The sequence below is a fragment of the Cellvibrio sp. genome, from assembly GCF_053579595.1.
Map to the genome: position 1 here is coordinate 1,410 of NZ_JBRFPI010000047.1, position 15,696 is coordinate 17,105.

The following is a 15,696-nucleotide window of genomic DNA, read 5'->3' on the forward strand; positions in this document are numbered from 1 at the left end:
CGACCAGCCCATCACAACTGCATCTTGTGGCAATTGCGCAGCAATTTTTTCCAACACTGTATCCAATGAAAAATTTGGAATAGGCTCAGCTGCGCCAAAGCCAGGCAAATCAATTAACTTGATGGAGGCGAAAGCTTGCAAAGATTCTACAAGCGGCAGCCAAGTGCGGCTATCGCAGCCCCAGCCATGAATCAACACTACATTAATCATGCGCAACCTCGCGCATGATTTCAGCCAATGCAACTAATAAGAGGTCTACCTGCGCAACTCTATGCTCTGCGGAAAAAGTGATGCGCAAGCGCGAGCTGCCTACAGGAACTGTCGGGGGGCGAATGGCAATAATTAAAATGCCGCGCTCGGCCAATTTTTGCGATATTAATAAAGCTTTGGCTTCATCGCCGATGACAATCGGCTGGATGGGTGAAAACGAATCCATTAACTGTAAATTCAGCGCTTGTGCGCCTGCGCGAAAATGCGCAATTAAGTTGTTGAGATGTTCACGCCGCCAGTGTTCGGTTTGGATTAAACGCAGACTAGCCCGTGTAGCAGCAGCCACTGACGGCGGCATCGCAGTGGTATAAATATAGGGACGCGCAAACTGGATCAGTGTTTCGATTAAAGTTTCACTGCCCGCGATAAATGCGCCGAAACTGCCAGCGGCCTTGCCGAGCGTGCCCATTAAAATTGGCAACTGCTCTTGCGTTAAACCAAAATACTCGGCACTACCTGCACCGGTTTTACCTAGGCAGCCAAAACCGTGCGCATCATCCACCATCAACCAGGCATTATTTTTTTGCGCAAGTGCGGCGAGTTCAGGCAGGGGCGCGCAATCACCATCCATACTGAATACGCCATCAACGACAATTAATTTTCGCTGCGCATCGGTTTTATCCAAACGGTGTTGCAAATTTTCCAAATCATTGTGCAAAAAACGCTGGAAGCGCGCGCCGCTTAACAAGCCCGCATCTAACAAGCTCGCGTGATTTAAACGGTCTTCAAATACCGCATTACCTTGACCGACTAGCGCCGTAATTGCGCCCATATTGGCCATATAGCCAGTAGAAAATAATAACGCACGGTCGCGGCCAGTAAATTCGGCCAGCTCTTCCTCCAATGCGTGATGTTCGCTTGAGTGACCGGCAACCAAATGCGATGCGCCGCTACCCACGCCAAATATCGCTGCTGATTGTTGCAATGCGGCAATTACATCAGGGTGGTTTGCCAACCCCAAATAATCATTGCTGCAAAACGCGAGATAGTTTTTGCCATCCACAATGACATTCGGCGTTTGCGGCGACTGCAATAATTTGCGTGTGCGATAAAGGTGCGCAGCGCGGCGTTCAATAAGAGCAGGAGCAAGAACTTGATCGAGATGAGAGGACATGAATGAGGCACATGTAGGGCGGGTTAGCGAAGCAACCCGCCGTAGGGATAATCACAAAGTGAAACTTATTTTGCAGCGTTATAAAACATCGAATCCATTGCCGCTTCTTGCAACTGATGCACTATCGATGCCTCCTGCTCGCTTTCATCTTCATGCACTTCATAAGCTTCGGGCTTGATGCCGAGCTTTTTGAACAACTGCATATCTTTGTTGGCTTCAGGGTTGGGTGTGGTCAATAATTTTTCGCCGTAGAAAATCGAGTTAGCGCCAGCGAGGAAAGCCATCGCCTGGGTTTGTTCGTTCATTTGCTCTCGACCAGCAGAGAGGCGCACGTGTGATTGCGGCATCAAAATACGGGCGACGGCGATGGTACGGAGAAAATCAAACGGATCGAGATCCGCTTCATTTTCCAATGGCGTACCGCCGACTTTTACCAGCATGTTGATGGGCACAGATTCGGGATGTTCCGGCATATTGGCAAGCTGCTGCAGCAGACCGGCGCGATCATTTTCCTCTTCGCCCATACCGACAATTCCGCCGCAGCAGACTTTCATACCGGCCTTGCGCACGTTGGCCAGGGTTTCCAATCGGTCTTGATAAGTGCGGGTAGTAATGATTTCACCGTAGTATTCGGGCGAGGTATCGAGATTGTGGTTGTAGTAATCCAAACCGGCATCAGCCAATTCCTGCGCCTGGGCTTCGTCCAGCATCCCCAAAGTCATGCAGGTTTCCAAACCGAGCGCCTTAACGCCCTGCACCATGGTGGTTACATAAGGCATGTCTTTGTTTTTGGGTGAGCGCCAGGCAGCGCCCATGCAGAAACGCGTCGCGCCCGAGGCCTTAGCCGCTTTGGCTTCCTCTATTACCTTTTCCACTGCCATCAACTTTTCGCGCTCCAGGCCGGTGTCGTAACGGGCAGACTGCGGACAATAGGCGCAGTCTTCCGGGCAGGCGCCGGTTTTGATCGAGCAGAGCGTACTGACCTGCACTTCGTTGGGATTGAAATGGGCGCGGTGCACGCTCTGCGCCTGGAACATCAGGTCGCTAAAGGGAAGTGCAAACAGGGTGGTGATTTCGGCGCGGGTCCAATCGTGTCTGATGGTCGGAGCAAGGCTGGCATTCATAGGTGCGTTCCATTGTGTTCTGGGCAAAAGTGTTCGGACTATGACCGCATCTTAACTGAGCAAAAAAAGCTGTCAACCCAAAAGCTCAATTCGGGTTTACAACTCCATTTTGACAAAAGCTCAGGCAATATCGACAATGCCACCACCAAGGATGCATCTGATAGGGATTTTTATGCTGCGCTTGACCCTCACCAACCTGCTCAACCACCTGCTGCCAGCCCCTTGCTTGATGTGCGGCCTCGCCAGCGCCGACTTTCAGCTACTCTGCCCCGAATGCGATGCCGCCCTCCCGCGCTTGAACCGCGAACCCTTTTTATGCCGCTGCTGCGCCCTGCCAATGACTAGCGACGCAAACCTGTGCGGCAAATGCCTGCAAAAACCGCCAGCTTTTCGCCAATCCAGTATCGCCTTTCGTTACGAGCATCCGCTTGACCACCTGATTCACCAGTTTAAATACCGGCGCCAGCTGAGCAGCGGCAAACTACTCGCACGTTTGCTGGCCGAGACCTGCAGGCACAGTGAGCGCCCGGATTTTTTAGTGCCTGTGCCTATCCACTGGCGAAAACGCTGGCAGCGCGGCTTTAACCAGAGCGAACTTATGGCCTACTGGGTAGGTAAACACCTGGAGATTCCAGTGCTATCAGCCTGCCGACAAGAGCATTATCACCATTCGCAGAAAGGGTTAAGCCGCGCACAGCGGTTAAAGAATTTACGCCAGTCATTCAGCATAAAACCGGCATATTCGGTAAAAATTCGCGCTTCAAAGATCGCGCTGATTGACGATGTAGTTACCACCACCGCCACGGCACGCACCTTGAGTGAACTATTGCTTAAAGCCGGCGCCAAACAGGTGGACATTTGGGCCTTGGCGCGCACGCCGGATCACTAGGCAAGCTCGATTGAACTGCCGCTGATACACGGGCGTATTAGCTTGTTTGCCATGCAACATTTGCAGCGAGCAAGACAAATCGTGCTACCTCAGTAGAGAAATAGTCGCTACTATCCCGTCACAGCCACTATCCTTTACCGCGACGATTTTGTTTATCGCCAATGGCCGTTTACGCTAACTCTTTTTATTACCCTAATTGCTGCAAGGATTTTCATGAGTTTTTCCTATCGCCTGCTGACTCGCGCCATTGCATTGGCCATCAGCTTGAGTATGCCCGCTTTGGCTGAAACTGCCCCGCCGCTTCCATCGTCTGCCGCCCAGCAACTCTATGCGTCTGCCCAGCAAGACTTATTGCAGTTGCGCGTATTGCTGAAAAACGGCAATAGCCAATCTTCAGTTGGTTCGGGCTTTTTAATTGGCAATTCGAATTTGGTAGTGACCAATTTCCATGTGGTATCGCAAATTGCGCTGGAGCCAGAAACCTATTTTGGTGAATACAAGGACACCAGCGGTAAGAGTGGTGCGCTTGAATTACTGGCAGTCGATGTATTGCACGATTTGGCTGTCGTGCGCATTGCGCGCAATGGCAGTGGTTTTTTCAAAGTGCCGCACGCTGTCAATGGCAGCGAGCAACCCGCACTGGTGAAATTAAATCAAGGGCAACATTTATATTCGCTCGGCAATCCTCTCGATTTGGGATTTACCATTTCTGAAGGCACTTATAACGGTATCAGCGCACGCGGATTTTCCGATCAGCTCATGTTCACAGGCCCGGTTAACGCAGGCATGAGTGGTGGTCCTAATGTGACCGCTGATGGACAAGTCGCGGGCGTAAACGTTGCACACAGACGCGATGGCGAATTGGTGAGCTTCTTGGTTCCGGTGCGCTACGTGCAGGCCTTGCTTGCGCGCGTCACCGCCGATATGACACCGCCCACCGATTTTAAACCTATCATTGGCGAGCAGTTGCTGGAGCACCAAGCGGTGATGGTGGATAAATTATTGGAAAAACCATTCAGCATTAAAGATTTAGGCCCCTATCGTGTTCCGGTGCGCGAATCCGACCAAGTGCGCTGCTGGGGCAATACTGACAGCTCGGCGAAAAAGGCCTACACCATTGCGAGTATTAACTGCTCGATGGAATCGGCGATTTTTGTGTCGGGTGACATGCAAACCGGTCATATCAGCATGCATCATAAGTACGCGCACAACAAAAAACTCAACGCGATGCAGTTTGCGCAGCTAACCACCAATATGTTTAACGGCCAAGTGTATAGCACAGCAAAAAGCGAAACCATTACACCCGCAGCCTGCACAGAAGATTTCATTAAACACAATAATATTTCGCTGCGCGCGCTAGTATGCGCTGAGGCTTATCACAAATTTAAGGAGCTCTACGATTTCACGTTGATCACCGCGAGCACTGACGACAGCGAAAAAAATTTGCAAAGCATGATCAATATCCAAGGTGTCTCCTACAGCAACGGCAAGAAATTAATTAACCAATTTTTGCAGGGCATTGATCGCATTACAAAAACGGATGACGAAACAAAACCTGTACTCGATGACAGCATTAAAACTGATGCAAGCGATACATCCAATACTGAATCAGCGCAAAATAAATCCGACACTATGGAGGCCGCACAATGAGCCACTCCATTTTTGTTGAGCAATTAACACCCGATGGCGAAGTATTACATCGCAGCAAAGTGACGCATCTGCCAATCACCATCGGCCGTGCTTACGACAACGATATTATTCTCGATGACCCACATACTGCCGCGCATCATGCACAGATTGAATTGAATCAACTGGATGAATTGATAATCGCGGATTTAGGCAGTTACAACGGCATCACTTACGCCAATACCCGTGAGAATTTTTTTGTTGTGGGAGGCGATAATATTTATCGCCTCGGCCACACGCGCTTGCGCATTCGCACGGCCGATTACAAAGTCACCGCTGAAGTAACCGATTTAACCAATCATCGCTGGGAAGGAATGTTCCCAGCCCTCACCGGTTTGCTCTTGTTGTTAGTAACTGGCCTGCTCAGTACCTGGCTTCCCGATCTCAACCAGGGCACGCTTAGCAAATATTTATTGGAATTGGTTAGCGTATTCGGCTTTGCGATTGGTTGGAGTGGCATCTGGGCGCTGTTTGGCAAACTGTTTACCGGCCACGCACGTTTTGGGCGCCACTTGTTTATTGCCAGTGCAGGCTTGGCGTTTCTGGAATTATGGGAACACCTCAGTGGCCTGACTGCTTATGCATTTAGCTGGGAATCACTGCAAACATTTAGTGTGCATCCAATTATTTTCATTTGCGCGATTGTGCTTTATTTCCACTTTCTGACTGCTGGTAATAAGCGCCCACATCGTTTAAAAATCTATTTGGCAGCAATCGCAATTCTGGGCTCTGTCATCACTATGACCAAGGAATATCAGGCGAGCAATCACTTGTCAGACGAACTTTATATGAGCCGCATTTATCCGCCATCTGTGCGCCTTAGCCGCGATCACAGCCTGGAAGAATTTATAGCGGATATGCAGGAATTGAAAGAGAAAGTTGATGGGGAGCGCAAAGACAATCCCGAAAAAGATAGCACTGAAAAAGACAACAAAGATGCAGCAGAACCTGAAGCTCCGACAGATAATCCAGAACAACCTGAACAACAGAACTGACAAAAGGAGAAACCCATGTTTAACCAACACAGTGTAAAAATCGCGCTGGGATTATTCGGTGCACTGGCCTTAAACAGCCTTGTAGCAGCGGCCGATTTCAAACTCTCAAGCCCGACTATCAAACCAGAATCCACCTTGGGCGCTGATCAGGTGTTTAGTGGTTTTGGCTGCACCGGCAACAATATCTCACCAGAGTTGGTGTGGGCTAATGCCCCTGAAGGCACCAAGAGTTTTGCACTCACTGTATACGATCCGGATGCTCCCACAGGTTCTGGTTGGTGGCATTGGGTGGTGTACAACCTTCCCGCTACCACTAACAAATTGGCAGCAGGCGTAGGCACAGCCGATGGCAAAAAACTGCCTGCCGGCAGCCTGCAAGGCCGCACGGATTTTGGCGCTCCCGGTTTTGGTGGCGCTTGCCCGCCAGTGGGCGATAAACCGCACCGCTATATTTTTACTCTGCACGCACTTAAAACCGAGAAAATCGAAGTCCCTTCCGATGCAACCGCCGCACTGATCGGCTACATGATCAACGCCAATCGTATCGGCCAAGCCAGCTTTACTGCCTACTACGGGCGCTAATCTCCCTATCGGTGCGGGCATTGTTATCGCCCGCGCCGATTCGTTGGACAGTATCCGCCCGCGCGCCTAGAATGGCGCCCTTTTTCCAACCCACCCTTCTGCGCAGGTATTCCAATGGGCAACAAAACCGCTCTCTATGCCACCCATCAAGCCATGGGCGGCAAACTCGTGGACTTTGGCGGCTGGGATATGCCACTGCATTACGGCTCTCAGATCGAGGAGCACCATAAGGTGCGCCAATCGGCGGGGATGTTTGATGTTTCCCATATGACCGTGGTGGATGTGACTGGCTCCGATGCCAAAGCCTATCTGCAATACCTGCTCGCTAACGACGTCGCCAAGCTAGATTCGCTCTATGGCAAAGCACTCTATAGCGGCATGCTCAACCATGACGGTGGCGTGATCGATGATTTGATCGTCTATAACCTCGGCGATTGGTACCGCGCTGTCGTTAACTGCAGCACCCGCGAAAAAGACCTCGCCTGGATGAACCAAGTCGCAAAGACGTTCTCTGTCGCAATAACCGAGCGCGCTGAATTGGCGATGATCGCGGTGCAAGGGCCAGATGCAATTCGCATCGCCTCATCGCTGCTTAGCGCTGAACAGGCGGCGATAATCGCTAGCCTGCAAGTATTCCAAGGCCTGCCTGCGGGCGATTGGTTTATTGCCCGCACCGGTTATACCGGCGAAGACGGTCTGGAAATCATGTTGCCCAACGAAGCCGCTGTCAGTTTGTGGCAGGCTTTGGCCGATGCAGGTGTAGCACCCTGCGGTTTGGGCGCACGGGATACCTTGCGACTCGAAGCAGGTATGAATCTTTACGGCCATGAGATGGATGAATCCGTATCGCCGCTCGCCGCCAATATGGGCTGGACTATCGCGTGGCAACCAGACTCACGCGACTTTATCGGCCGCGCAGTTTTGGAGTCGCAAAAAGCGGCAGCATCGACTCACAAGCTGGTGGGATTGGTGCTGCGCGAACGCGGTGTATTGCGCGCAGAGCAAATCGTTACAGTCGACGGCAGCGATGAAAAAGGCGTTATCACCAGCGGGACATTTTCGCCCAGCTTGGGCTATTCTATTGCTTTAGCGCGAGTGCCTCGCAGCATTGGCGCCCACTGCCAAGTGGAAATGCGCGGCAAGCAAGTAACCGTTGAGGTAGTCGCACCCAATTTTGTACGCAATGGCAAAGCCCTAATCTGAACATAACGTTGATCGTTTAAAATTCTTACCGGAACTACCACAGGAACAAGATCATGAGTGATATTCGCAAAGAACTGAAATATTTGAGCAGCCACGAGTGGGCGCGTGTTGAAGAAGACGGCACTGTCACCATCGGTATTACCGACCATGCCCAAGATGCCCTGGGTGATGTTGTCTATGTAGAAACCCCCGAAGTAGGCACCCGCATTGCACTGGGCGAAGAAGCTGGCGTAGTCGAATCCGTTAAAGCAGCATCCGATATTTACTCGCTGGTGTCCGGCGAAGTCGTTGCTGTTAACGAAGCACTGCAAGATGCACCTGAAACCGTGAACAGCTCACCTTACGATGACGGCTGGTTCTTTCGCGTTAAACCCGACGATTTGGCTGAACTTGATGAAGCGCCGGATGCAAGTGAATATGGTGAAGTCTTGGAAAGCGATGAATAATTTCCTATTTTGCACCCTACAAAAAAACGCGGCAAATGCCGGGTTTTTTTATGCCCACATTTTTCACATCGAATTACAACGCCGATTTAATTTCATTTTGAATCGTTTTTATATCGCGCGGCCAGGGACCTGCATCGCGCTGGGCGTCGGGCAATCGGGCAATTGCTTGACGTGCCTGAGCAGAACTTGTGTAGCGGCCAGTAATCACCACAAACCAATCCTTGCCTTGACGTTTGCTCTTGAACACCAAAAGATCTTTTTTATTTGCTTGGGAAGCAACAAAATCCCGCGCTGCTTTTTCACTGCTGACGCCCAATAATTGGATTGTGTATTCACTGGGCTTCCAAGAAAGAATATTGCGCTCCTGCGCACCAGCACCAATCGCCGCAGTGAATACGGATTTTACTGCTGGCTTAATTACTTCCGGTTCAGGCTTAACAACCTTCACTTCAGGTTGTGAAACTGGCTGCGGCGCAAGCTCTACCGGTTTAGCTTGCGCAACCGGCATAGGATCAGGTATTGACTGGGCTTGCTTCGGGGGTGCGGTAGGTAGTTGCGCTAACGGAACAATCTCCTCTTTTGGCATATCTTCACTGAGCACAGCAGTCGATGCAGAGGTTTGCGCAGTTTGTATGGGCTGTGTTGCAGGTTGCACTTGTTGGTTAGGTTGCAAGGGTTGAGGCAAGGACTCCAACAATGGCTGAACAGGCGTATCTGTAGAGCTTAACTCTGCATTCTCATTATCCACACCTGCTGGCGACACCGATGGTGGCTGGGTAGTTTCTGGTCGGAGCGCTGCTGTGGGCAGCGCGGTTGAATTGGCTAGAGATGAATTCGTCGGTGCCTGCGTTTTGTCATCACCCATATACAGAAATGCTACACCTACCACCGCAATCAACATGGATATGGCAATGATATGCACCACCGGCAAAGGGCGTTTGCTTGATGGAGATGGAGGCGTTACAGATTCGAGCAAGCGCTCCTGCGCCAATTCGTGCAATACATTTAGCTGCCCATGGGTCTGTCGCCACCAAGGCTCAACCATCGACTCAGTAAAAATTTCAGGGCCAAGATAATCGGCCATCTCCATGCGGAAATTTAAATAATCAACTGTCTCCAACAAACCAAATGGTTGCAGATGGAAATCATTGATTAATAAATTTTCCGGACTCAAACGTTCCAGACGATGCATCAATTGCGGTTCACCAAACAGCGCAAGATGCAAACGATTTTGTTGCGGAAAATTACTGAGTAGAGAGGTCAATACCGAGATGGATTGGTCATCCAACAACTGGGCATTATCCAATACTACAACTGCCAAACCATCATCATCTGACACAGCTTCTTCGGCAATAAATGCTTCGAGAGCCGCCAACAGACTTTCAGTTGAAGCGACGCCACTGGTCTCAACACCAAAGGATTGAATAATCGGCAACAAAATTTGTTCGAGACTCTGACCAGAGCGCAAGCTCAAAAAACAAATTTGATCCTGGTCTGAAAGCGAATCCATAAACGCGTGGGCAATCCTGGTTTTGCCCACGCCATGCTCACCCAGAACAGCAAGTACACTATTACTGAATTGGCAGAGATGTAATAACTGGTCAAGCAACTGCCTACGGCCAGCACCAGTGAACAAGGGGAATGAATAATCATGCGCAAAAGGATCTTCTGACAAACCATAGCGCTGGCGATAATCTGCCAGTAGCTGATCCTCAGGATGTTCATCATCCGGCTCATCAAACAAATAACCCTGTTGTGAATCGCCGTGATCGAGTAGGCGACTGTCCGGCTGGGCACGCATCGGTGACTCTCTCGTCATGATGTCTGTCTCTTGTGATCTGTTTCGTTAATTCGCTTTGCAAGCTTCAAAAGTATCTTGCAGCATTCCCGCATCGATATCGCTGGTAATAATTGCTTTACCCATAGACTCCAGCAACACCAAACGTAAACGCCCATCCAATACTTTTTTATCGACACCCATTAATTCCATAAATTGTGCAGGGGTCATATCAGCTGGTGCTTTTATCGGTAAATCTGCGCGTTGCAGCAAATGAATTATCCGCGTCAGTTCTTCTGCGCTAATAGCGCCGCGCCGCCAGGACAAATCGGCAGCCATTACCATGCCTGCAGCAACTGCCTCTCCATGCAACCAATTACCATAGCCTTGAGCAGTTTCAATAGCGTGGCCAAACGTATGACCTAAATTCAGAATCGCGCGTAAGCCGCCTTCGCGCTCATCTTTCGCCACAACATCGGCCTTATTTTCGCAGGAGCGCTTAACCGCATAGGCAAGTGCTGCCATATCACCAGCGAGCAGCTGATCCATATTATTTTCTAACCAGACAAAAAAATCGTAGTCAGAAATCAAGCCGTATTTAACTATCTCTGCAATGCCTGCGGATAATTCACGCCTAGGCAAAGTGGTTAATAATGAGGTATCCGCAAGCACACAGAGTGGCTGATAGAAAGCACCAATCATATTTTTGCCAAGCGGATGATTTACACCGGTTTTACCACCAACAGATGAATCAACCATCGACAATAAAGTCGTTGGGATCTGGATGAAATCAACACCACGCTGGTAACAAGCCGCAGCAAAGCCAGTCATATCACCAACCACTCCACCACCGAGCGCAATCAAGGTAGTAGTGCGGTTGTGGCGCGCACTGAGCAACTTATCAAAAATGCTGGCCCATACATCCAGGGTTTTATGGCTTTCGCCGTCTGGCAAGATCACACTATCGATTTGATAACCATCGAGCGCAGCGCAAAGTTGATCGAGATACAGGGGCGCTACAGTTTCATTGGTTACCACACAAACCTGACGTCCGCGAATATGTTGACGAATCAAGCCGGGCTGCGACAACAATTGCTCGCCGATATAAATTGGATAGCTGCGGTCATCCAGATTAACGGTTAAAACCTGCATAAAAGGAGCCTTTTGCGGAGATGTAGAAAACAGCCGCACTTTATCACAAAGTGCAGCTGATATCAGAGATGGAGAATGTAGGGAAAACGGGCAATCGAAGAGAGAACCTGGACTGATCAGGCATCCTGCACGAGCGATGCAATTTCCTGAGCGACTGCTTTCGGAGAGCGGCGATCGGTATTCACAACAAAATCAGCCGCATCGTGATACAGAGGATCGCGCAAAGCGAGTAAATCGATAATTTTTTGGCGCGGATTTTCAACTTGCAACAAGGGACGCTTTTTATCGCGCGCGGTGCGCTCAACCAGTTGGTCGATAGACGCTGTGAGATAACAAACAAAACCCGATGATTTCATCATTTCACGATTTTGCGCACGCAAAACTATTCCACCGCCGGTCGCAATAACAGCATCATGTTCATTGGCCAATTCCAATAACACCGCTGTTTCGCGCTCACGAAAGCCCTCTTCACCTTCCATATCAAAGATCCAGGGAATATCAGCCCCCGTTCGCTCTTCTATAACACGGTCACTGTCGCGAAAACTCAGGTTTAATTCAGTAGCCAATAAACGGCCTATGGTAGATTTGCCGGCCCCCATGGGGCCGACCAGAAAGACATTGGGTTTACGCATTAGTTTGCTAGGGTATCCGACATCAACTTGGGGGTAACAAAAATCAACAACTCAGTTTTGAATTGATTATCCACAGTCTTCTTGAATAAACGACCGAGATAGGGGATATCACCCAATACCGGAACCTTATTCTCTCCCTTGGTTCCCTCCAATGAAAAGACTCCACCCAAAACTACTGTCTGACCATTATTCACGAGAACCTTGGTCTGCAAGCGAGTGATATCCAAGGTTGGGCGACCAGATACCTCAATAGAAGCAACTGAATCCTTCCATACATTTAAGTCCATAATAATGCGGTTATCAGGTGTAATTTGCGGAGTTACTTCAAGTTTTAACACCGCCTCGCGGAAACCAGTCGTCGTACCACCACTAGGCGCGGTTTCCAAAAACCCGATTTCTTTACCTGACTTAATAATGGCCAATTGTTTATCACTGGTGATGACTTTGGGCTGAGAGACAATCTCAGCATAACCAGAGTTTTCCAATGCGCTTAGCTCTAAATCCAGATACGTGCTGTCAGTCAAGATACCGATCGCAGCGCTCGCATAAGGATCATTCACAGCCAAATCAACCACGTTATTCTCTGTAAGATTCAAAGTATTGTCATCATCGTCCGGCCCGGGGTTAAACCAACGCGATGGATGAGTACCATCTTCATCATCCAATCCTTCTTGGGAACCCGCAAAATCGATTACACGATTTCTATTGGCATTATAACCAACGCCCCCCCAACGGATACCCAGCTCGCGCTCAAAGTCAGTGTTAGCAATTACAATTCTCGCCTCAATCATCACTTGGCGAATAGGTATATCTATCTGATCAACTAAACGCTTGAAGGCTTCAATACGCTCAGCTGTATCAGTAATAATAATCGAGTTAGTACGCTCATCTACTACACCTTGACCACGCTCAGATAAGACACTCCCCGTTGCGCGATTGCCGCCTTGACCACCGCCACCGCCACCGCCACCGCCTCCATCACTAAACAGCTCAAACATTTCTTTCGCATTAGCATAACGTACGCGGATATATTCAGTTCGCAATGGAGCCAATTCTTCGAGTTGTTTCTTGGTGGTAATTTCCTGACGCTCACGCTCAGCAATTTCTGCTGCGGGTGCTACCATCAACACGTTACCTACTTGACGCTTATCCAGACCTTTGTTTTTTAGCACCATTTCTAGAGCTTGGTCCCATGGAACATTCTGCAAGCGCAAGGTAATACGCCCCTGCACAGTGTCGCTCGCCACCAAATTCAACTCAGTGAAATCTGCGATAATTTGCAGTACCGCGCGCACTTCAATGTCCTGGAAATCCAGCGATAACTTTTCACCGGTATATTCAAAATCTTTTTTCTTCTCCAGTTTTTCCTGCTCTGTCAGCGGTTTAATACTCAATACATATTCATTATCTGTTTGATAGGCGAGATAATCAAAATCACCACCCGCACTGACATTAAGTACGGAACTCTCACCTTCTTGAGTAGCACTAACCAGAGATACAGGAGTTGCAAAGTCAACCACATCCAAACGACGGCGCAGCTCTGGAGGTAACCATGCATCCTTAAACGATAACTTCACACCTGCGCCAGTACTCACCATATCGGCACTCACCTTGGGATTGGACAGGGTAACAATGACACGCCCCTCGCCCGCAGTACCACGACGAAAATCGATATTGGTGATCTTGGTTTGATTGCCTAAGGTGTCTTTTTCTTTATAAGTAGACTTGGTAGCAACTTCGACGGCAGGACGACTTGCCTGCCCAGTATCAGCACCTTTTGCTGCACCAACTTCGACGATAAAACTATTGCCATCGGTACGCGTAGTGTATGAGGCCAAATCATTAAGATTTAAAATCAATCGGGTACGGCCTTCGCTCGTAAGCACCATCGCACTTTGACCATTATCGACAGCCAGAGGAAAGCGGCGTTCTTTCAACCCACTTACCACATCAGGGAAATCGAGCACGATGCGTGCAGGCTTTTCGATGGTATAACCTTTAGGTTGCGGTGGTGGCGTATCGAAGGACATACGTACCTCAAAACGCTCCCCCGGCAGCTGGAAAAAATTAATTTCATTCAGAGTGCTCGCCAATGTTAACGGCGAAACCACCAAACAAATAAATGCCACAACAAATTTACGCATATTCAACCCCGGAGTGAATAGAGCACACATTTCCGCTTATTCCTTCTCTTCTAATTTAATAATTCTGGGACGTTCAACCCAACCATTGGAACCATCACCCACAATTTCCATCACTTCAATTTGCGTTGAACTGGTGGATATTATTTTGCCGTGGTTCATCCCCAAGTAATTTCCAACAGTTGCTGGCACGACACTATTTGCTCCATCATCAATAAGCGCCCACAACTGGCCACCTTTGCTAATAGTGCCAACCATTTTGAGCGAAGTAATATTGAAACCTTCAAGGAACTCTTTTTCTCTTGTTAAATCCGGAGCAACCGCGCGACCACCTTTGGCAGCCGATTCATCTATCGGAATAGGCTTTTCAAAAGGGCTACGCAAAGTCATAGCACTGTAAGTAAATGGTTGATAAGGACTAAACGTAGGTAAAGGCTCAATTTGTCCTTTGGGTCTGCGCTTTGTTTCTTCCATAAAATCAATCAAGTCCTGTTGGGAAGATTGACCACAACCTGTCAGTGCCAGCAGCCAAACCAACTGTGTTATTAACAGTGACCGTTTCATTTCGCGGCCTCCTGGGATTTATAGCGATAAGTTTTCGCTAAAATTTTCATGCTCAACGTTTTATTTTCTTTAGATGCCGCAATCGAAAAATCATGCAAGGTTACAATACGCGGCATACCAGCAACCCCGCTGACAAAACCGCCCATATCGTGATAACCACCGTCGGCAGATATATTGATTGGAACCTCAATGTAATACTCTGCAACAACGTCAGGCTGAAAGTTGATATTAATGTTGGTCAAGCCACTTTCACTACCACGTGTACCAATATCTTCTAGCAATCCCGGAACTTCTGTTTTTGCTGGCAAGCGCGACAACAAAGAATCAAAAGTGACCTTCATCTCTTCCATCTGCGCTTTGTAAGCATCCAGATTCGCAGCTTCGAAACTTCGTTTCTCAAAGGTCCCTCTTAAGGTCTGCTCTTGCGCAGCAACAGACTCAAGCTCTAAATTTAAATCGCTGATTTTAAGGTAGTAAGTTCCCGCAAAAACCACTGCAATCAGTAACAAACAAACAAACACTTTAGCCGGCCATGGCCAGACACCTATTTTTTCAAAGTCGATGTTATTTACATCAAACTCTTTAAGCTGGTCGAGGGTATCTTGAAATGACATTTATTTTACCCCCCCAGCGGTTTTTGCAGGATCAGCAGCAGGATCAACTGGCGCAGAGGTTTCAACAGTCATTTTGAATTTACTCGCATCCTCACCCTCCTCAGGAGCAGCATCTACAGAAATTAAATTATGCGATGCATACCAATCGGATGCTTCAAGGTTGCGCAAGAAGCTGGCTATACGATTGTATGATTCAGCCACTCCTTCAATGGTTACTACATTACCCTTGCGCTCCGCCGAACTAATCCAAACTCCATCGGGAATGGATCTGGCCAGCTCATCAAAGTAGCGGACTATAACTGGGCGAGTGCCTTCAAGATCTGTAATCACTTTGATACGGGCCAGCAAATCGTCGCGCACCTTTTTAATCTCGCTGATTTCTTTAACTTGCGCATCAAGCTTGGCAATTTCCTGATTGAGCAGTTGATTGCGGGCATTTTGATTCTCAATCGCTGATTGCACACTCGACACCCAAACATAGGCACCAAATGCTGCAGCCAAACCAAT

Annotated in this window: 16 protein-coding genes; 6 read left to right on the forward strand and 10 right to left on the reverse strand. The window is 48.9% G+C overall.

Annotated features, from left to right (window positions below; all coding sequences use genetic code 11):
* The 3 genes from ACWA6V_RS04780 to bioB form a co-directional block, all read right to left on the reverse strand.
* Positions 1 to 210: alpha/beta fold hydrolase (locus ACWA6V_RS04780; RefSeq protein WP_449521413.1), on the reverse strand; the 210-nt coding region annotated here is incomplete at its 3' end.
* Complete coding sequence (gene bioF, locus ACWA6V_RS04785) at positions 203 to 1,384, reverse strand: 8-amino-7-oxononanoate synthase (RefSeq protein ID WP_449521414.1); 1,182 nt, start codon at positions 1,382 to 1,384, stop codon at positions 203 to 205. The genes bioF and ACWA6V_RS04780, both read right to left, overlap by 8 nt.
* Before the next feature lie 65 nt (positions 1,385 to 1,449).
* Positions 1,450 to 2,508, reverse strand: a complete 1,059-nt coding sequence (gene bioB / locus ACWA6V_RS04790) for a biotin synthase BioB (protein ID WP_449521415.1) — start codon at positions 2,506 to 2,508, stop codon at positions 1,450 to 1,452.
* 172 nt (positions 2,509 to 2,680) lie between these two features.
* Here bioB and ACWA6V_RS04795 point away from each other — a divergent pair, with 172 nt between their 5' ends.
* From ACWA6V_RS04795 to gcvH, 6 genes are all read left to right on the forward strand, one after another.
* On the forward strand, positions 2,681 to 3,397 hold the full coding sequence (locus ACWA6V_RS04795) for a double zinc ribbon domain-containing protein (protein ID WP_449521416.1): 717 nt from the start codon (positions 2,681 to 2,683) through the stop codon (positions 3,395 to 3,397).
* Between the two features lie 213 nt (positions 3,398 to 3,610).
* Positions 3,611 to 5,047, forward strand: coding sequence for a S1 family peptidase (locus ACWA6V_RS04800; RefSeq protein ID WP_449521417.1), 1,437 nt, complete (start codon positions 3,611 to 3,613; stop codon positions 5,045 to 5,047).
* Complete coding sequence (locus ACWA6V_RS04805) at positions 5,044 to 6,078, forward strand: FHA domain-containing protein (RefSeq protein ID WP_449521418.1); 1,035 nt, start codon at positions 5,044 to 5,046, stop codon at positions 6,076 to 6,078. The genes ACWA6V_RS04800 and ACWA6V_RS04805 overlap by 4 nt, the downstream gene beginning before the upstream one ends.
* 15 nt (positions 6,079 to 6,093) lie before the next feature.
* Entirely contained in the window at positions 6,094 to 6,660 is a 567-nt protein-coding gene (locus ACWA6V_RS04810) for a YbhB/YbcL family Raf kinase inhibitor-like protein (RefSeq protein ID WP_449521419.1), read from the forward strand.
* A gap of 114 nt (positions 6,661 to 6,774) precedes the next feature.
* Positions 6,775 to 7,863, forward strand: coding sequence for a glycine cleavage system aminomethyltransferase GcvT (gcvT, locus tag ACWA6V_RS04815; RefSeq protein ID WP_449521420.1), 1,089 nt, complete (start codon positions 6,775 to 6,777; stop codon positions 7,861 to 7,863).
* Positions 7,864 to 7,916: 53 nt separating this feature from the next.
* A complete protein-coding gene (gene gcvH, locus ACWA6V_RS04820; protein WP_449521421.1) occupies positions 7,917 to 8,309 on the forward strand; it encodes a glycine cleavage system protein GcvH in 393 nt (130 codons plus the stop codon).
* Between the two features lie 73 nt (positions 8,310 to 8,382).
* Here gcvH and ACWA6V_RS04825 read toward each other — a convergent pair whose 3' ends face one another.
* The 7 genes from ACWA6V_RS04825 to ACWA6V_RS04855 all read right to left on the reverse strand — a co-directional run.
* Positions 8,383 to 10,128, reverse strand: a complete 1,746-nt coding sequence (locus ACWA6V_RS04825; protein ID WP_449521422.1) for an AAA family ATPase — start codon at positions 10,126 to 10,128, stop codon at positions 8,383 to 8,385.
* Positions 10,129 to 10,155: 27 nt separating this feature from the next.
* Complete coding sequence (aroB, locus tag ACWA6V_RS04830) at positions 10,156 to 11,238, reverse strand: 3-dehydroquinate synthase (protein WP_449521423.1); 1,083 nt, start codon at positions 11,236 to 11,238, stop codon at positions 10,156 to 10,158.
* A gap of 116 nt (positions 11,239 to 11,354) precedes the next feature.
* The gene (aroK, locus tag ACWA6V_RS04835) at positions 11,355 to 11,870 is read right to left on the reverse strand and encodes a shikimate kinase AroK (RefSeq protein ID WP_449521424.1); all 516 of its coding nucleotides are present in this window, start codon (positions 11,868 to 11,870) and stop codon (positions 11,355 to 11,357) included.
* A complete protein-coding gene (pilQ, locus tag ACWA6V_RS04840; protein ID WP_449521425.1) occupies positions 11,870 to 14,014 on the reverse strand; it encodes a type IV pilus secretin PilQ in 2,145 nt (714 codons plus the stop codon). Before pilQ ends, aroK begins: the two co-directional genes overlap by 1 nt.
* Before the next feature lie 36 nt (positions 14,015 to 14,050).
* Entirely contained in the window at positions 14,051 to 14,575 is a 525-nt protein-coding gene (locus tag ACWA6V_RS04845; RefSeq protein ID WP_449521426.1) for a pilus assembly protein PilP, read from the reverse strand.
* Positions 14,572 to 15,189 (reverse strand): type 4a pilus biogenesis protein PilO, encoded by a 618-nt coding sequence (locus ACWA6V_RS04850; RefSeq protein WP_449521427.1) that lies wholly within the window; start codon positions 15,187 to 15,189, stop codon positions 14,572 to 14,574. Before ACWA6V_RS04850 ends, ACWA6V_RS04845 begins: the two co-directional genes overlap by 4 nt.
* A partial coding sequence (locus ACWA6V_RS04855; protein ID WP_449521428.1) for a PilN domain-containing protein occupies positions 15,190 to 15,696 on the reverse strand: 507 nt, incomplete at its 5' end. It lies immediately after the preceding gene.